This is a genomic window from Herminiimonas sp. CN (assembly GCF_000622895.1).
Taxonomy (GTDB): Bacteria; Pseudomonadota; Gammaproteobacteria; order Burkholderiales; family Burkholderiaceae_D; genus AVCC01.
Map to the genome: position 1 here is coordinate 1 of NZ_AVCC01000023.1, position 18,246 is coordinate 18,246.

Here is an 18,246-nt window from a genome sequence, read left to right on the forward strand (position 1 = left end):
CTGGAATGGCGAACAGCACATTGCTTTTCCTGCTTACAACGGCATTCTGCGTTTTGATTTGTCGGAGCAGGGGGTCGATGCGGATTGGTTGCGTAATGAGATACTGACGATTCGTCTGCGCAGTGGCGGAGAGCGGATGAAACTGGCTTTTAATCGTCCAACCAAAAGCCTGAAATATCATTATCAAGCTTGTAATGTTCCGGCTTGGGAGCGTGCGCGTCTGCCTATCATTACGACAGGCGAAGGTGCGGTTTTGTTTGCGGCCGGCATCGGTATGGATTGTCATCACCTTCGAAATACACTGGGACAGAAAATTTCATTACACTGGCAAGCGGATAATATTTGATCTTTTTATGTGCGCCGCTTTCTTTAGTTGCGTTTTCCAATGCGATCACTTGTTATTTTGCGTTGCAGCATGTACAGTTAAAAGCTTTTTTATATTTTTTCCCTTTTTGAAGTCAACCTTTTAATTCCCATGGCCTTAATCGTTCATAAATATGGCGGCACATCAATGGGCTCGACTGAGCGCATCAAAAATGTAGCCAGGCGCGTTGCAAAGTGGCATGATGCCGGCCACCAAATTATCGTGGTTCCTTCCGCCATGTCTGGCGAAACCAACCGCTTGATTAGTCTCGCCAAGGAAATCATGGATCAACCAGATCCGCGTGAACTTGACATGATAGCCGCCACTGGCGAACAGGTATCGGTTGGCCTGTTATCAATGGCGTTATTGGCGATCGGGAAAAAAGCGGTTTCCTATGCCGGTTGGCAAGTTCCGATCAAGACTGACTCCGCGTTTAACAAGGCGCGCATTCAATCGATTGATGATCTCAAAGTGCGTCGTGATCTGGATGCGGGGAAAATCGTTATCATCGCCGGCTTTCAAGGTGTCGATGAGGATGGCAATATCGCGACGCTGGGGCGCGGCGGTTCAGATACCTCTGCGGTTGCCGTAGCTGCTGCCATGCAGGCGGCCGAATGCCTGATTTTTACCGATGTTGATGGTGTCTACACAACTGATCCTCGTGTGGTTTCCGAGGCGCGACGTCTGAAGACGGTTACGTTTGAAGAAATGCTGGAGCTAGCCTCGCTGGGCTCAAAAGTCTTGCAAATTCGATCGGTTGAGTTTGCGGGAAACTACAGGATGCCGACACGGGTGTTGTCGTCGTTGACTGATCCGATGATACCGCTGGAGGTAGAAGCCAATTCCGGCACACTGATTTCGTTTGAGGAAGATACACATATGGAACAAGCCGTTATTTCCGGCATCGCATTTAGCCGCGATGAAGCCAAAATTACCGTACTGGGGGTGCCTGACAAGCCGGGTATTGCCTATCAGATTCTTGGTCCTATCTCTGATGCAAATATTGAAGTCGATATGATCATCCAGAATCAATCGGTGGAAGGCAAGACGGATTTTACTTTCACAGTGCCGCGCAATGAATATATCAAGGCCATGAATGTCTTGAACGAAAGCGTCAAGGCGCACATCGGTGCAGCCAGTATCATCGGCGATACCAAGGTTTCGAAAGTTTCTGTGGTCGGTGTCGGTATGCGCAGCCATGTGGGAATTGCTTCACAGATGTTCCGCACTCTGTCCGAAGAGGGAATTAACATTCAGATGATTTCCACCTCTGAAATCAAGATATCGGTTTTAATCGATGAGAAATACATGGAGTTGGCAGTGCGTGCCCTGCATAAGACTTTCAATCTGGAAAATGCATAAAAAAATCGCAGAAATGTGTTTTAAGGCATAGATTTCTTGACCAATTGCATCCAAGAAGATATGATCCTTTCCTTTGTTGCAGCGGGTAATTACCCCCGCTAAGACGTGGAGACTTGGCCGAGTGGTCGAAGGCACTTCCCTGCTAAGGAAGCATATGGGCTTAAACCTGTATCGAGGGTTCGACTCCCTCAGTCTCCGCCAGTTTTTGTAGTATTGCGGCTGTAGCTCAGCTGGATAGAGTACTTGGCTACGAACCAAGGGGTCGTGGGTTCGATTCCTGCCAGCCGCACCAGTATACGGAAAATGGATTGGCGAAAGCCAATCCATTTTTATTTATATGAATTTGTATAATGAACGTCCCTTATTACCCTGGATTTTTCACAGGGATAAGTATCAGTAGAATATTTAAAATCGAAAGAATTGACTGAACTTAGTTATTTCATTCTGAAAATATCATGCTATAATTTCGACTTTCGCGGCTGTAGCTCAGCTGGATAGAGTACTTGGCTACGAACCAAGGGGTCGTGGGTTCGATTCCTGCCAGCCGCACCAGTATTTAAAGCCGTTAGTGATGCGAGTCACTAACGGTTTTTTTACATTCATCCGATAACGCATCGCATATTTCTGCTCGTGCGTGGTTGATTTCAAACAATGGATTATTTGATGTTACGCAGGCGAAGATTGTTAATCTGCGGAAATAAAAAAAGCTGAAATTACGTTGTATTCCGGTTATTTGGTAAGTACATTTGGATCAGCGACGGCGACAGACTTGTCTTCGATGGGGGGGGGGGCGCGGGTCGTGGCAGCCAGACTATACGTCCGAAAATTTATGCTTGCAGTGAAACCAACAGTACGTCAAATTGAGCGTGATGATGGGAGTAAATTCAGCTTTTGGCTCTGATCGCCGCATCCGAATATCATGCGATATTTAAGAATTCAGGTCTGGACGTGAAGCAGTATGTCGTCTCGCTCGATTCACATCTGGATGCACATATTCGTATCTCGTGCCGGGCTTGGGCAATACGGGCGATCGGATATTCGGTGCAAAGTGATCAAATTTCTAAACAAAATCGGATGGTCAGTTTTTTTTGAAGCTTATGGAGTATAATTCCGCAATCGTTGAGATTCGAGCTAGTGGTGCAGTATTAGTCTGTCATTCCTTCTTGCTTCAAACGATGTAACGGGTATATGCCCAACTTAACTGAAATAGGAATTGCAATGGCAACTGGTATCGTAAAATGGTTCAATGATTCTAAAGGCTTCGGCTTCATCACTCCGGATGAAGGCGGAGAAGATTTGTTCGCTCACTTTTCAGCGATTCAATCGAATGGCTTCAAGTCTCTGCAAGAGAACCAACGCGTGTCTTTCGAAGTAACTGCTGGCCCTAAAGGCAAGCAAGCTTCGAACATTCAGCCTATCTAACGCTGAATACAGCGAGATAGTAAAAAACCCGGCATGCCGGGTTTTTTTCGTGCATACGCCTGCTGCATTTGGTTGGTCTTGAGCGGCTCTTGCGTCTTGTCCTATAACAATGTCGACAGCATTACGGCGCACTATTATTAAAATTCGTGAAAGAATACATGCGACTGTAATCGTGCTTGAAAACGCATATTTTTAACCTTATTTTCAACTTATATTGACATGATTGGAGCGAATATGCGTGCTGATAAATTGACGACAAAATTACAGGAAGCCTTGGCGGATGCCCAGAGCTTGGCAGTTGGAAACGATAACCAATATATTGAGCCGGTGCATTTGCTAACGGCCTTGTTGAATCAGGATGATGGTGGCGCGCGCTCCCTGCTGCAGCGGGCCGGCGTGAATATCGGTGGCTTGTCTGCAGCCTTGAGAAGCTCGCTTGATCGCATGGCGAAAGTCAGCGGCACCGGGGGGGAAGTGCAGGTTGGGCGAGAACTCAGTTCTTTGCTGAATCTGGCCGACAAGGAAGCGCAAAAGCGCGGCGATCAGTTTATCGCCAGCGAAATGGTTCTGCTTGCAATGGCCGATGACAAGTCGGATGCCGGCAAGCTATCGCGTGAAAACGGCTTGACGCGCAAGGCGCTGGAAGCTGCGATTACTGCGGTGCGTGGCGGTACCAGTGTGAATTCGCAGGAAGCCGAAGGGCAGCGCGAGGCGCTCAAAAAATACACGCTGGACCTGACCGAGCGGGCGCGCATGGGCAAGCTCGACCCAGTGATTGGGCGCGATGATGAAATCCGTCGTGCGATCCAGGTATTGCAGCGCCGCACCAAGAATAATCCGGTGTTGATTGGCGAGCCAGGCGTGGGCAAGACCGCTATCGTGGAAGGCTTGGCGCAGCGGATCGTCAATGGCGAAGTGCCTGATAGCCTGAAGAACAAGCGTGTGCTTTCACTCGATATGGCAGCGCTGGTCGCCGGCGCCAAATACCGCGGCGAATTTGAGGAGCGCTTGAAGTCGGTACTCAAGGAATTGGCGCAGGATGAAGGCCAGACCATCGTCTTCATCGACGAATTGCATACCATGGTCGGTGCTGGTAAGGCCGAAGGTGCGATGGATGCCGGCAATATGCTCAAACCTGCGCTGGCACGCGGCGAGTTGCACTGCGTCGGCGCAACCACTCTGGATGAGTACCGCAAGTATGTCGAAAAAGATGCGGCGCTGGAGCGGCGTTTCCAGAAAGTCCTGGTCGATGAGCCTAGCGTGGAGGCGACTATCGCGATCTTGCGCGGCCTGAAAGGACGCTATGAAGTCCATCACGGAGTCGAGATTACCGACCCTGCGATCGTTGCCGCAGCCGAATTGTCACATCGTTACATCACCGATCGCTTCTTGCCGGACAAGGCAATCGACCTGATCGACGAGGCTGCATCCAAGATCAAGATCGAAGGCGATTCCAAACCGGAAGTCATGGATAAGCTGGACCGCCGCATCATCCAGTTGAAAATCGAGCGCGAAGCGGTGAAGAAGGAGAAGGACGAAGCATCGCTCAAACGATTGGGCTTGATACAGGACGAAATTCTCAAGCTTGAACGGGAGTATGCTGATTTCGAAGAGATATTGAAAGCGGAAAAAGCTAGCGTGCAGGGGAGTACGCATATCAAGGAAGAGATTGAAAAGATTCGCCTGCAGATGGAGGAAGCAACCCGCCAGAGCGACTGGCAGAAAGTGTCCGAACTGAAATACGGCAAATTGCTGGAGCTGGAGAAGGCGCTGGAAGCGCAGGCGCAGCAGGATGCGCAAGTCGACAAGCTGGCGACGGATAAGCCGAAACTTTTGCGAACCCAGGTCGGAGCGGAGGAAATCGCTGAAGTGGTGTCGCGTGCGACCGGCATCCCAGTGTCTAAAATGATGCAGGGTGAACGCGAAAAACTACTGCACATGGAAGATGCACTGCATCAGCGCGTGGTCGGACAGCAAGAAGCAATCGTTGCAGTGTCGGATGCGATCCGGCGGTCGCGCGCCGGCTTGGGCGATCCGAATCGTCCCTACGGTTCTTTCATGTTTCTCGGCCCGACCGGGGTCGGCAAGACCGAATTGTGCAAGGCGCTGGCCACCTTCCTGTTCGATACCGAGGAATCGATGATTCGCATCGACATGAGCGAATTCATGGAAAAACATTCGGTCGCGCGCCTGATCGGTGCCCCGCCCGGGTATGTCGGCTACGACGAAGGCGGTTATCTGACGGAAGCAGTGCGGCGCAAACCGTATAGCGTGATCCTGCTTGATGAAGTCGAAAAGGCCCATCACGACGTATTCAATGTGTTGTTGCAGGTGCTTGACGATGGCCGCATGACGGATGGCCAGGGGCGCACCGTAGACTTCAAGAATACGGTGATCGTGATGACCTCCAACTTGGGGTCGCACAAAATTCAGGCCATGGAGGGCAGCGATCCTGCTTTGGTGAAAATGGAGGTTATGGCTGAGGTGCGATCCCATTTCCGCCCGGAATTCATCAATCGCATTGATGAAATCGTCGTGTTCCATGCGCTCGACGAGAAGAATATCGGTGCCATCGCCAAGATCCAGCTGAAAATTCTGGAGCAACGTTTGGCGAGCATGGAAATGGAACTGGATATTTCTGACGAGGCACTCCAGAAAATTGCGGAAGCGGGCTTTGATCCGGTGTATGGAGCACGACCGCTGAAGCGTGCAATCCAGCATCAAATTGAAAATCCGCTGTCAAAATTGATATTGCAGGGGCAGTTTGGTCCGAAGGATGTAATCAGGGTAAGCGTACATGAAGGGCATTTCACCTTCATGCGTTGAGCATTTACAGCGAAAAAATCACTGACAGACTTTTGTTTGTCAGTGATTTTTCATTTCTCATGAGCTGGCGTAGTCAATCTACGCTGCCTTTGACTTATCGGCCGCGGCCACCAGAGCGGTGTTGTGCCGATGAGCGCACTGCAACATTGCCATTGGCTGGTGCCGGCCCGGAGCGCGGTTTACCTGGTGTTCCACTGCGTGGTTTGCCGGCGCCACCTGCGCGTGGCTGTTGACCTCTGCCGCCACCACCACCGCTACGTAACTGAATCGGCTGTGCTTTGGCATGCGGATCAGGCTCGAAACCGTCGATGATTTCGCGCGGCAATTCGCGCTTGATCAGCTTTTCGATGTCTTTCAGCAGGCTGAATTCATCGACGCAGACCAGCGAAACCGCTTCGCCGGTAGCGCCGGCACGACCAGTGCGGCCGATCCGGTGCACATAATCTTCGGCTACGTTAGGCAAGTCGTAATTGACCACGTGCGGCAATTGATCGATATCGATGCCGCGCGCGGCAATGTCGGTTGCGACCAGTACCTGCAGATTGCCGTCCTTGAATTCCGCCAATGCTTTGGTGCGGGCCGACTGGCTCTTGTTGCCGTGGATCGCCATCGCGCTGATCGCATCTTTTTCGAGTTGCTCGACCAGCTTGTTGGCGCCATGCTTGGTGCGGGTAAATACCAGCACTTGCGACCATTGGTGGGTCTTGATCAAGTGGGTCAGCATCGGATGTTTCTTGTCGCGATCGACCGGATGCACTTTCTGCGCAATGATTTCTACGGTCGAATTGCGTCGCGCTACTTCGATCATGGCTGGTGCATTCAGCAAGCCATCGGCCAGCGTCTTGATCTCATCGGAGAAAGTGGCGGAAAACAGCAGGTTCTGGCGTTTTTTCGGTAATGCAGCCAAAACGCGCTTGATGTCCTTGATGAAGCCCATGTCTAGCATGCGATCGGCTTCATCCAGTACCAGGATTTCAACGTGATTCAGGTTGACCGTGCCTTGCTGCATGTGGTCCAGCAAACGGCCCGGCGTGGCGACCAGAATGTCGACGCCATGCTTGAGCAGCTTGATTTGCGGGTTGATACCAACGCCGCCGAAGATCACGGCCGAGGTCAGCTTCAGGTATTTTCCGTATTGACGCACGCTTTCCTCGACCTGGGCTGCCAGTTCGCGGGTCGGCGTCAGGATCAGGGTACGAATCGGGGTGCCATGCACGTTCGGATTTTTTATTGCGGTAGAAAGACGGTGCAGAATTGGCAGCGTAAAGCCGGCCGTCTTGCCGGTGCCGGTCTGGGCGCCAGCAAGCAAGTCGCCGCCCGCTAATACGGCAGGGATGGCTTGCGCTTGAATGGGAGTTGGGGTGGTGTAACCTTGATCGGATACAGCACGGAGAATTGCATCGGACAGGCCGAGTTCAGTAAATAGCATGGATTATTTTAAAAAGATCGGCCTGTCGCCATTCAAGGCGCCAGTCGCAGGCAAACAGATCGGTATGCGGAAAAGGTCGTAATAGACAGCGACAAGGGGACTGGTAAAGTGCCGCGTGCCGCAGTATAGCAGTAGCCGCGGTACACGGGGGATTTAACGATGGATGTGGAATGAGGCACGATCAGGCCGACCCTTAACTTGGAACCGGATCCGCACATGTATCAGTTGCAAAATAAAAAAGCCATCGGTCAGAGCGCGATGGCTTTTTCGTCGAAGCAGTTTTATTTACCCGCAAATGCCGTCAGTGCTGCCAGCATTTGCGCAAATACCTTGGGATTGCCGGCAATGATGTTACCGTGGTTCAGGTAGTCGGATTCACCGGAAAAATCGCCCATGATGCCGCCGGCTTCAGTCACCAGCAGCGATCCGGCGGCGATATCCCACGGCTTCAAGCCCTTGATGAAGTAACCATCCAGATAGCCGCACGCCAGGTACGCCAGATCGAGCGCGGCCGAGCCGCCTTGGCGCACGCCGTGGGATTTTTCCGCCATCAGACAAAACATCTTCAGGAATTCATCCATGTTGGCGGCATTGGCGTGGGTCAGGCTGGTGCCCAGCAAGGCGTCGCCGAGCTTGTCGCGCTTGGTTACGCGAATGCGTTTGTCGTTCAAATGGGCACCGGCGCCTTTGCTGGCCGTGAATAAATCGTTGCGGCTGGGGTCGTAGACAACTGCTTGGGTGATGACGCCGCGCTGCTGCAGTGCAATCGATACGCAGTATTGCGGATAACCGTGGATGAAGTTGGTGGTGCCGTCGAGCGGATCGATGATCCAGACGTTTTCATTTTCGTCGTGCAGGTTGGTGGAGGCGCCGGACTCTTCGGCCAGCACGGCGTGGCTCGGATAGGCGTTCAGCAGGATTTCGATGATTGCCTGCTCGGCAGCCTGATCGACGTCGGTGACGAAGTCGTTATGTTGTTTTTCAGTGACCGTAACGCGGTCGAGATCGAATGAGGCACGATTGATGACAGCCGCGCCGCGGCGGGCGGCCTTGACCGCCGTATTGAGCATGGGATGCATAGTGGTTCCGTTAAAATGGCGGCACTGTTTCGCAGGCAACAGCACCGCAAACAAAAGCCGCACAACATGGATTAAAGAACGATGCGGTATATTTGTGGCCAGAATGTCTGTGCAAGACGCCTGATTTCCCTATTTTTACCGCGCAATGACGCTATTTTAAATGAACCTGCAGCAAACCAACACGTCTCTTTTCAAGCGTCTGCGCTTTGTCCTCGTCGAAACCAGCCGTTCCGGGAACATCGGATCGGTTGCCCGCGCCATGAAAACCATGGGTTTTTCGGATCTAGTGCTGGTCAATCCGCGCTTTGCCAACATGCCACAGCAGGACGAAGCGATTGCGTTTGCCAGTGGTGCGCAGGATATTCTTGCTGCCGCACGCGAAGTCGGCTCAATCGAAGATGCGCTGGAAGGGTGTAATTTTGCCGCGGCCATCAGTGCCAGACTACGCGAATTTTCACCGCCGATCGTGTCGCCGCGCAATCTGGCCAACCAGTTGGCCGAAGATTGCAGTCTACATGCAGCGCTGGTATTTGGGAACGAGCGCTTTGGCTTGCCTAACGGCATAGTCGAAAAATGCAATGTGCTGATCAATATTCCGGCCAACCCGATTTACTCATCCCTGAATCTGGCACAGGCGGCGCAAGTGCTGGCTTATGAGTGCCGCGTCGCCGCAATCGGCGATGGAGTTTCAGACACGAGTATCGGTTTTCACGGTGCAGCTGCAGGCATTGCCGAGATCGAAGGCATGTATGTGCATCTGGAGCAGGCGCTGAAGGCAATTGGTTTTCTGAATCCGGAGCAACCGAAGAAATTGATGTCGCGCCTGAAGCGCTTATTTTCGCGGACACAACTGGAGGCGGAGGAAGTTAATATTCTGCGCGGAATCGCCAAAAAAAATTCTAGACCGGTAGCTGCAGCAAGGTTGTATGCACTATTTATATACTGCACTTGGTATTTTTAATTAACGTACGTATATATGCGATAAATTTGATGTAATTTCATATACTCATTGTTTTTAATTGATATCTGGTAAGAATGAGTATCATTGAAGCGTACCCCTGCACTGCATATGCGCGGCGGTATTTCGAAAGGGGCTGGCCGGCTTGCCTGCAGCTGCGGAGCAATGGGAGGCGATCTTGCTGCGCGGGATCGGCAGTCCAGATTCCTGCGGCAAGGCATTGGTGGCGCAGAAGTGGTGCGGCTATTAAAGTTGCAACGCGCCGGTTGCGATGATAACTACCTGTTCGGCGCAGCGGTTATAGCTAGCGTAAGCCGGCGCAACGATCAACAGTATATTGGTGGATGGAGCACGCCATTCAATCGTCTGGCGCGCATCTTCATGCCCGGCTGTGCGCATCTGCTTTAGCGGCTACCGGGGTGTATGCTTGCAGAATCAGACCCATGACCGCAGCAGTCCGACTGCCAATCCTTCAAGAGCGAAATCATCGTCATCCGGTTTGATTTTTATTGGCACAAAGTCTGAATTTTCCGGCAGCAATTCGATCAGTGCGCCGGTTTTTCGGTAGCGCTTGACCGTCACATCATCGCCCAGTCTGGCGACGATAATCTGGCCGTTTTTGACACTGTCCGCTTTTTTGACTGCCAGCAGGTCGCCATCCAGAATGCCGGCATCGCGCATCGACATTCCCCGCACCTTCAGTAGAAAATCTGGCTTGCTGGAGAACAGACTGGGATCGACCTGATAGGTAGCTTCAATATGTTCCAGCGCCAGAATCGGCGAGCCGGCTGCCACGCGACCAACCAACGGCAGGCTTAGCTGCATCAGTCGGGCGTGCGGTAAGGTCATTTGCGCATCGCGACTGTGCTGGCTCCGCATTTGATCGCGCGCGTCACACAGGCGAATGCCGCGCGATATGCCTGGCGAAAGCTCGATTACACCCTTGCGCGCCAGTGCTTGCAGATGTTCCTCGGCAGCGTTGACCGAGCGAAAGCCCAGTTCAGTCGCGATTTCCGCGCGCGTCGGCGGAAAACCTGTATTTTCAATCGCATCCTTGATCAGGTTTAAAATTTGCTCTTGACGCGCAGTAAGTTTTAGCATGGTGTTTTTTGACGCTGTTCATATAAGCAGCCTGTATTTTTGTACAGTGTGACATTGAATGCAAGCGTATTGTGCTTAATGCCGGTTATTTTCTGGCCTGTGGCCTGCATGCAGCCAGCATTCTTGAGATTTTCAGGGTTTCGCAGTATAATTACTGGCTTTTCTCTTCCCACACTCGTCTTGACGCCGAGGTGGGCGATTTTTTAATCAGTCCAGAAGGAGTTCACATGCGTCATTATGAAATAGTATTTATCGTCCATCCGGATCAAAGCGAGCAAGTGCCTGCGATGATCGAACGCTACAAAGCCAGCGTAACTGCGCGCGGCGGTCAGATCCATCGTGTGGAAGACTGGGGCCGTCGTCAGATGGCGTACATGATCCAGAAGCTTGCCAAAGCGCATTATGTCTGCATGAATATCGAATGCGACAATGAAACCTTGGTTGAAATTGAAACAGCGTTCAAATTCAACGATGCCATCCTGCGCCACCTCACCATCAAGATGAAAAAAGCTGAGACAGCTCCATCGCCAATGATGAAGACCGTGCAAAAGGAAGATGCTGCCAAGAGCCATCGCACTGAGGCACCTGCTGCCGCAGCACCAGTCCCGGCAGCTGCGTAATTGCGCCCCAGGGAGTGAACCGAACATAGTGAATCGGCTGCAATTTGTTGCCAGTATTGTTGAACGTGATGTGCTGCGTTACACACCGGCAGGTATTCCGATGGTGTCGGCAAGATTGCTGCACAGTTCGCAACAGATGGAAGCAGGCATTGGCAGATCGGTCGAGTTTGAAATCGCAGCGCTAGCCGCAGGCGAAGTTTCAGGCCGGTTCAACCAGGCTGATTTAGGCGGCATGTTTCAGTTCACGGGATTCCTGGCACGCAAGAACCGTAACAGCAAAAGCCTCGTATTCCACATCATGGATTTCGAGACATATTCATTAGCACATTGTTAAAGTACAGGAGCCTAAAATGGCATTCGGTAAAAAATTCGATAAAAGCAAGCTCAAATTAAAACGTCAACAGCAAAACCCACTGTTCAAGCGCAAGAAATTCTGCCGTTTTGCGGCCGGACATGTTGCGCAGGTCGATTACAAGGACATTGATACGCTCAAGGATTTCGTTCAGGAAAACGGCAAGATCATGCCGGCACGCCTGACCGGAACCAAGGCTATTTATCAGCGTCAGGTTGATACTGCAATCAAGCGCGCGCGTTACCTCGCGCTGTTGCCGTACACCGACCTGCACACTGCGTAATTGACGGCTGATTCAATTACGAAAATTCGGAGAAAAATATGCAAGTTATTCTGTTAGATAAAGTTGTTAATCTCGGCAATCTTGGTGAAGTGGTGCGCGTCAAGGACGGTTATGCACGCAATTTCCTGATCCCGCAACGCATGGCGCGTCGCGCGACAGCACATGCTATTGCTGAATTTGAAGTCAAGCGCGCAGAGCTGGAAACAGCTGCATTGGCAAAATTGGCAGTGGCGCAAGCGCTGGGCGCGAAACTGGCCGGCATGACAGTGCAGATTACGCAAAAATCGGGTGTCGATGGCCGTTTGTTCGGCTCCGTTACCAATGCCGATGTTGCTGAAGCACTGACCAAGCAAGGTTTTGCAGTCGAAAAAGCGCAAGTACGCTTGGGTACTGGCCAAATCAAGACTGTTGGCGATCACGCTATTTCGGTTGCTTTGCATTCTGATGTGCTGGTTGATCTGACGGTCTCTGTTTTGGGTGAGCACGCTTAATCAACTTGTATCCCTGATGCATTAGCTGTTTGAAAAGCCGGGCTTGCCCGGCTTTTTTTTGCCCGGATTTTTCCTGAATTTTTCTATGCGGAAATAAAGAACGTTCAAAGTGTTTTTTGAACAGTATTTTTCATTGCTTGCAACCGGAAAATTTTAGCGCTCGAGATTGAACTCGGGCCGAACCGTGATGCGACAGCGGTATAATGCGCGCCATGAATAATCGTTCTGATCCTCAACTAGACTCTCTTCGCGTACCGCCGCATTCCATAGAAGCAGAACAATCAGTATTGGGTGGTTTGCTGCTGGATAACGCGGCTTGGGACCGGATTGCCGACTTTTTGCATAGCGACGATTTTTACCGTTTTGACCACCGCGTCATCTTCCAGAATATCGTCAAGCTGATTAATGCATCCAGACCGGCTGACGTAATTACCGTTTTTGAAGCCTTGACCAGCGTAGGCAAGGCGGAAGAAGTCGGTGGCTTGTCTTACCTGAATGCGCTGGCGCAAAACACACCGTCTGCCGCCAATATTCGCCGCTACGCAGAAATCGTGCGCGACCGAGGCGTGCTGCGCAAGTTGATCACGGTTTCCGACGAGATTTCCGGCCAGGCTTTTAATCCGCAGGGCAAGGAAGTCAAGCAAATGCTGGACGAAGCCGAGTCAAAAATCTTCGCAATTGCCGAGGAGGGCGCTCGCGGAGCGCAAGGTTTCCAGGAAATCCAGCCGTTGCTGACACAGGTAGTTGAACGTATCGATGAACTGTACAACCGCGACAACCAGAACGATATCACGGGGGTACCGACCGGATTTGCTGATCTGGACCGCATGACGTCTGGCCTGCAACCAGGTGACCTTGTCATTGTGGCGGGACGACCGTCGATGGGTAAAACCGCATTTTCAATCAATATCGGGGAGCATGTCGCGATTGAAAGCGGCTTGCCGGTAGCCGTGTTCTCGATGGAAATGGGGGGCACGCAACTGGCCATGCGCATGCTGGGCTCAGTCGGACGTCTCGATCAGCACCGCTTGCGTACCGGCCGCCTGGCCGATGAGGATTGGCCGCGTTTGACCCACGCAATCCAGAAAATGAATGATGCGCAACTGTATATCGACGAGACTCCGGCGCTGAATTCGATCGAACTGCGCGCCCGTTCCCGGCGCTTGTCGCGCCAGTGCGGCAAACTCGGCCTGATCATCATCGATTACCTGCAACTGATGTCAGCTAACAGTTCGGGCGAAAACCGCGCTACCGAAATTTCGGAAATTTCGCGCAGCTTGAAAGGATTGGCCAAGGAACTCAATTGCCCGGTGATTGCCTTGTCGCAGCTGAATCGTTCGCTTGAGCAACGTCCCAATAAGCGGCCTGTGATGTCGGACTTGCGCGAGTCCGGCGCGATTGAGCAGGATGCCGATGTGATCCTTTTCATTTATCGCGATGAAGTATACAACCCGGATTCTCCGGATAAAGGGACGGCTGAAATCATCATCGGCAAGCAACGTAACGGGCCGATTGGCAGCGTGCGATTGACCTTTATGGGGCAATACACCAAATTTGATAACTATACCGGCGCACAAAATTTCCACGGCGGCGATTGAGCGACGTTTGATTCCTGATTTGGTGTCCCCAGCGGCGCCGAGTTTTTGTAAAATTTTCAATTAGAGCTGCAAACCAGAAGAAAGAGTACATATGTTCGGACGTTTGATGCCTACTGAAGGCAAATTTTTTGACCTGTTTTCCCAGCATGCCGATTTGTGTGTGCAGGGAGCGCAAGAAATGGTCGCGTTGATGACAAATTTCGATGATCTCGATAAACGCGCACATGCGATCGAAACTATTGAAAAACAGGCAGATAAGGTGACGCATGAAACCATCGATTTGCTGCATAAAACCTTTATCACGCCATTGGATCGCGACGATATTCATCAATTGATTACGCGCATGGACGATATCCTCGACTTGCTAGAAGATGCGGCACAAACAGTCTCGCTGTACGACATCAAGGCCATTACACCCGAAGCAAAACGATTGGCAGAGCTATGCCTGAGTTGCACGGAAAAGGTTAAAGTTGGAGTTTCCCTGCTGCATAACATGGATAACTCGGAGAAAATCCTGGCTATTTGCAAGGAAATCGATCGCCTTGAGTCAGATGCGGATCATGTGATGCGCGCAGCCATGTCAAAATTGTTTCGCGATGAACCGGATGTGCGCAATCTGATCAAGCTGAAAGCAATTTACGAAATTCTTGAAACAGTCACCGACCGCTGCGAAGATGTCGCCAATATCATTGAAGGCATTATCGTAGAGAACGCCTAAGCCTCCTCGGGCTATCGAATCAGGCTTTGTAACGTGCGGTTTGATTATGGCGTTTCGAGCATATCGAAACCACCAATCGGCAACCCTTACCCGCGCTCCCGGCAGTGCTTCTCCGGGAGTGCATAAAATCTAAACGGCTTCCATGCACACACTTCAAATCAGCATTTATGTGCTCGCTTTACTGATCGCGTTGGCGTTGTTGTTCGACTTCATGAACGGTTTTCATGATGCCGCCAACGCCATTGCAACAGTCGTATCAACCGGAGTCATGAAGCCGCAAACTGCGGTGGCAATGGCAGCTACGTTCAACTTTATTGCAATTCTTATATTCCAACTGAAAGTCGCATCTACCGTCGGCAAGGGCACCATTGATCCGCAGGTAATTGACCATTATGTGGTTTTCGGAGCTCTGATCGGCGCGATTTGCTGGAATTTCCTGACCTGGTATTACGGCATTCCATCGTCGTCATCGCACGCCCTGATTGGCGGCCTGGTAGGCGCTGCAGTGGCTAAAGCGGGAACCGATTCGCTGATAGCTTCCGGTTTGCTGAAAATCATCGCATTTATCGTACTGTCGCCGCTGCTGGGCTTTATCTTCGGATCGATCATGATGTTGCTGGTTTCGTGGCTATTTGTAAAATCGACGCCGCGCCGGGTGGATAAATGGTTTCGTCGCTTGCAACTGCTTTCAGCATCGATGTACAGCCTGGGGCACGGCGGCAATGATGCGCAAAAGACCATGGGGATTATCTGGATGTTGCTGATTGCTTCCGGCTACCTCGGAGCGCATGATCCACTGCCGATCTGGGTCGTTATTTCCTGTTATAGCGCAATCAGTTTCGGCACCCTGTTCGGCGGCTGGCGCATTGTCAAGACGATGGGGCAACGGATCACGAAACTCAAACCGGTGGGTGGATTTTGCGCCGAATCCGGCGGTGCGATGACATTGTTTCTGGCAACCGCTCTTGGCGTTCCAGTCTCCACCACGCATACCATAACCGGCGCAATTGTCGGGGTTGGTTCGGTGCAGAAAATGTCAGCGGTGCGCTGGGGCGTGGCCGGCAATATTGTGTGGGCATGGATTTTCACGATTCCTGCATCGGCTTTCGTTGCCGCCATTGCCTGGTGGATCGGAACGCAGATTCTCTAATCCTGATTCGAACAGCGAATTTGTGCAAAGATAAAAAAACCCACTGATGCGATTCAGTGGGTTTTTTGTGTGCTCAGAACGTACAAACGAATGCTACAACACCTCGCTGGCGTGGTCGGCCAGGCGTGAACGCTCGCCGCGCGCCAGGGTTATATGGCCGCTGTGCGTCCAGCCCTTGAAGCGATCGACAACATAGGTCAGACCGCTGGAGCCTTCGGTCAGGTAAGGGGTATCGATCTGCGCGATGTTGCCCAGGCAGATGATCTTGGTGCCCGGACCGGCGCGCGTCACCAGTGTTTTCAATTGCTTCGGCGTCAGATTTTGCGCTTCGTCGATGATCAGAAACTTGTTGACGAAAGTGCGGCCGCGCATGAAGTTGAGCGACTTGATCTTGATGCGTGATCGGATCAGGTCCTGCGTTGCTGCCCGGCCCCAGTCCCCGGCATCGGTATCGGACTTGTTCAGGACTTCAAGGTTATCGTCGAATGCGCCCATCCAGGGCGACATTTTTTCCTCTTCGGTACCCGGCAGGAACCCGATATCTTCGCCGACCGGCACGGTGACGCGGGTTACGATGATTTCGTTGTAGAGCTTGGATTCGAGCACTTGCGCCAAGCCGGATGCAAGCGCCAGCAAAGTTTTCCCGGTGCCGGCCTGACCCAGCAGGGTGACGAAATCGCATTCCGGATCCATCAGCAGATTGAGTGCGAAATTCTGCTCGCGGTTGCGCGAGGTAATACCCCATACGCTATTCTTGACGTGGCCGTAGTCGCGCAGGGTTTGCAGAACGGCGGTTTTGCCGTTGATTTGCCGGACCTGCGCATATAAAGGTGTTTCGCCGGTTTTTGGTTCCAGATAGACGAATTGATTGAGCAGGAATGACGGCACCAGCGGTCCGGTGAGGCGGTAAAAAGTGTATCCGCTACCGTTCTTGTTTTCTTGCCATGACTCCATGTTTTTGCTGTGCTTATCCCAGAAATCGTCAGGCAGTTGCATGATTCCCGAGTAGAGCAGATCGGTGTCCTCCATGACATGGTCATTGAAGTAGTCTTCCGCCGGCAGGCCCATTGCGCGCGCCTTGATGCGCATGTTGATGTCTTTGGAGACCAGCACGATGGCGCGACCGGGCTGTTCCGCTTCCAGCGCACGCACCACGCCGAGAATCTGGTTATCCGCCTTGCCTACCGGTAGTCCTTCAGGCAGGGTGGCATTTTGCAGCTTGGTCTGAAAGAACAGGCGGCCCTTGGCGTCCTTGTTGCCCAGTTTGGATAAGGGGATGCCTTCTTCAATCGCATTGTCAGGCGTGTCTGCTACCAGGGCGTCGAGCGAGCGCGAGACCTGGCGTGCGTTACGAGCGACTTCCGACATGCCTTTCTTGTGGTCGTCGAGTTCTTCCAACGTCATCATCGGCAGATATACATCGTGTTCCTCGAAACGGAACAGCGATGTCGGATCGTGCATCAGGACGTTGGTGTCCAGCACAAAGAGTTTGTGGGCACCGGCTTTATCGGCAGCACGACTGGTGCTCGATTTCAGATGGCGTTCGATCGGCTTGGCTTGTAGCGGCTTTGCTTGCAGCAGGGCAGGCTTTGATGGCGGCGTGGTCTTGCTGCGGGGTGTGCGCGCTTCAGGAGCAACCGTTACCGGCGCTGCTTGCCGAACCAGCTTTGGCGCAGCTTCAATCGGTGCCAGTGCCGGCTTTACGGATTTGCCTTTGACCGCTTTCGGGTAATCTGCCGGCGACAGGACAGTAGCGGGTTTGCTTGGCATTTTTGGCAGGGGCATCAGAACCTCAAATTAAAAATGTTTGAAAAGAACCCATACACCAGTTTGCGGACGGTAGTGGGAGAGATGACGGTTGTAATGCTAAACCGCGAAGTAAAAAAGCCGTCTGGGGCGGCGTCATGCGCTGTCCACAAACGGCTTCCTGCAAATATTTTGAGCGACTCAATGGCGGTTCGAATCAAGAAAGATTTTTGGCGAATTCCAGTACTTCATCAACGTGTCCGGGAACCTTTACTCCACGCCATTCTTTCACTAATTGACCGGTTGCGTCAATCACGAAGGTGCTGCGTTCTATGCCGCGAACTGTTTTGCCGTACATGCTTTTCATTTTCATTACACCGAACAACGTGCAAATTGCTTCGTCCGGGTCGGAGATGAGTTCGAATGGCATTTCCAGTTTGGCCTTGAAGCCTTCATGCGAGCGAAGACTGTCCCTGCTCAGGCCGAAGATTTCGGTATTGGCTTGCTGGAATTCGGCGAAAAGATCGCGAAAGGCAAGGCTTTCCGCGGTGCAGCCTGGCGTATTGTCTTTTGGATAAAAAAACAACACGATGTTCTTGCCTTTGTAATCGGAGAGCCTGAAAGTTTTTTCACTGGTCATTGCCGCAGTAAAATCCGCTAACTTCTGACCCACTTCGACGCAACTGTCTGCCAAGGTATGCTCCTATTTTGTTGTTCTGCTGTGGCATGATGGGCAATAGCCGGCGC

The 18,246-nt window shown here is 52.0% G+C and carries 18 protein-coding genes and 3 tRNA genes; 16 read left to right on the forward strand and 5 right to left on the reverse strand.

The annotated features are described in order from the left end of the window. From tilS to clpB, 7 genes are all read left to right on the forward strand, one after another. Nucleotides 1-346, forward strand: a 346-nt coding sequence (gene tilS / locus HMCN_RS18600; RefSeq protein WP_155837457.1) for a tRNA lysidine(34) synthetase TilS, incomplete at its 5' end; no start/stop codon positions are given. 129 nt (nt 347-475) lie between these two features. Next, on the forward strand, nt 476-1,726 hold the full coding sequence (locus tag HMCN_RS0107085) for an aspartate kinase (protein ID WP_025916727.1): 1,251 nt from the start codon (nt 476-478) through the stop codon (nt 1,724-1,726). A 107-nt stretch (nt 1,727-1,833) separates the two neighbouring features. Beyond that, nucleotides 1,834-1,927 (forward strand) — tRNA-Ser (locus HMCN_RS0107090). A gap of 14 nt (nt 1,928-1,941) precedes the next feature. Next, nucleotides 1,942-2,018 (forward strand) — tRNA-Arg (locus tag HMCN_RS0107095). A gap of 183 nt (nt 2,019-2,201) precedes the next feature. Beyond that, nucleotides 2,202-2,278 (forward strand) — tRNA-Arg (locus tag HMCN_RS0107100). A gap of 666 nt (nt 2,279-2,944) precedes the next feature. Then, nucleotides 2,945-3,148 (forward strand): cold-shock protein, encoded by a 204-nt coding sequence (locus HMCN_RS0107105; protein WP_010398811.1) that lies wholly within the window; start codon nt 2,945-2,947, stop codon nt 3,146-3,148. Between the two features lie 234 nt (nt 3,149-3,382). Further along, nucleotides 3,383-5,974 carry an ATP-dependent chaperone ClpB gene (gene clpB, locus HMCN_RS0107110; RefSeq protein WP_025916728.1) on the forward strand — a complete coding sequence of 864 codons (2,592 nt, stop codon included), beginning with the start codon at nt 3,383-3,385 and terminating at the stop codon, nt 5,972-5,974. Nucleotides 5,975-6,068: 94 nt separating this feature from the next. Here the strand turns inward: clpB and HMCN_RS0107115 are convergent, their stop codons facing one another. Both HMCN_RS0107115 and HMCN_RS0107125 read right to left on the reverse strand, forming a co-directional pair. Further along, nucleotides 6,069-7,403, reverse strand: a complete 1,335-nt coding sequence (locus tag HMCN_RS0107115; RefSeq protein WP_025916729.1) for a DEAD/DEAH box helicase — start codon at nt 7,401-7,403, stop codon at nt 6,069-6,071. Between the two features lie 281 nt (nt 7,404-7,684). Continuing rightward, a complete protein-coding gene (locus tag HMCN_RS0107125; protein WP_081801442.1) occupies nt 7,685-8,482 on the reverse strand; it encodes an inositol monophosphatase family protein in 798 nt (265 codons plus the stop codon). 160 nt (nt 8,483-8,642) lie between these two features. Between HMCN_RS0107125 and HMCN_RS0107130 the strand changes: the two genes are divergently transcribed. Both HMCN_RS0107130 and HMCN_RS19185 read left to right on the forward strand, forming a co-directional pair. After that, complete coding sequence (locus tag HMCN_RS0107130) at nt 8,643-9,443, forward strand: RNA methyltransferase (RefSeq protein ID WP_025916731.1); 801 nt, start codon at nt 8,643-8,645, stop codon at nt 9,441-9,443. Between the two features lie 84 nt (nt 9,444-9,527). Beyond that, nucleotides 9,528-9,848, forward strand: coding sequence for a hypothetical protein (locus HMCN_RS19185; RefSeq protein WP_155837459.1), 321 nt, complete (start codon nt 9,528-9,530; stop codon nt 9,846-9,848). 27 nt (nt 9,849-9,875) lie between these two features. Here the strand turns inward: HMCN_RS19185 and lexA are convergent, their stop codons facing one another. Continuing rightward, nucleotides 9,876-10,541 (reverse strand): transcriptional repressor LexA, encoded by a 666-nt coding sequence (gene lexA, locus HMCN_RS0107145; protein ID WP_025916732.1) that lies wholly within the window; start codon nt 10,539-10,541, stop codon nt 9,876-9,878. A 227-nt stretch (nt 10,542-10,768) separates the two neighbouring features. On the opposite strand from lexA, the gene rpsF reads away from it, so the two are divergent. The 7 genes from rpsF to HMCN_RS0107180 all read left to right on the forward strand — a co-directional run bounded on the left by rpsF (nt 10,769) and on the right by HMCN_RS0107180 (nt 15,753). Further along, nucleotides 10,769-11,161 (forward strand): 30S ribosomal protein S6, encoded by a 393-nt coding sequence (rpsF, locus tag HMCN_RS0107150; protein ID WP_025916733.1) that lies wholly within the window; start codon nt 10,769-10,771, stop codon nt 11,159-11,161. Between the two features lie 28 nt (nt 11,162-11,189). Then, nucleotides 11,190-11,495, forward strand: a complete 306-nt coding sequence (priB, locus tag HMCN_RS0107155) for a primosomal replication protein N (protein ID WP_025916734.1) — start codon at nt 11,190-11,192, stop codon at nt 11,493-11,495. A 16-nt stretch (nt 11,496-11,511) separates the two neighbouring features. Further along, the gene (gene rpsR / locus HMCN_RS0107160; RefSeq protein ID WP_025916735.1) at nt 11,512-11,796 is read left to right on the forward strand and encodes a 30S ribosomal protein S18; all 285 of its coding nucleotides are present in this window, start codon (nt 11,512-11,514) and stop codon (nt 11,794-11,796) included. Nucleotides 11,797-11,834: 38 nt separating this feature from the next. After that, nucleotides 11,835-12,287, forward strand: a complete 453-nt coding sequence (gene rplI, locus HMCN_RS0107165; protein WP_025916736.1) for a 50S ribosomal protein L9 — start codon at nt 11,835-11,837, stop codon at nt 12,285-12,287. A gap of 212 nt (nt 12,288-12,499) precedes the next feature. Further along, a complete protein-coding gene (locus tag HMCN_RS0107170) occupies nt 12,500-13,885 on the forward strand; it encodes a replicative DNA helicase (protein ID WP_025916737.1) in 1,386 nt (461 codons plus the stop codon). A 91-nt stretch (nt 13,886-13,976) separates the two neighbouring features. Next, complete coding sequence (locus tag HMCN_RS0107175; protein ID WP_025916738.1) at nt 13,977-14,603, forward strand: DUF47 domain-containing protein; 627 nt, start codon at nt 13,977-13,979, stop codon at nt 14,601-14,603. Nucleotides 14,604-14,745: 142 nt separating this feature from the next. Then, complete coding sequence (locus tag HMCN_RS0107180) at nt 14,746-15,753, forward strand: inorganic phosphate transporter (protein WP_025916739.1); 1,008 nt, start codon at nt 14,746-14,748, stop codon at nt 15,751-15,753. 93 nt (nt 15,754-15,846) lie between these two features. Here HMCN_RS0107180 and HMCN_RS0107185 read toward each other — a convergent pair whose 3' ends face one another. Together HMCN_RS0107185 and HMCN_RS0107190 are read right to left on the reverse strand one after the other, a co-directional pair. Next, entirely contained in the window at nt 15,847-17,538 is a 1,692-nt protein-coding gene (locus tag HMCN_RS0107185; RefSeq protein ID WP_025916740.1) for a PhoH family protein, read from the reverse strand. 178 nt (nt 17,539-17,716) lie between these two features. Further along, complete coding sequence (locus tag HMCN_RS0107190; protein WP_025916741.1) at nt 17,717-18,193, reverse strand: peroxiredoxin; 477 nt, start codon at nt 18,191-18,193, stop codon at nt 17,717-17,719. Between the last annotated feature and the right edge of the window lie 53 nt (nt 18,194-18,246).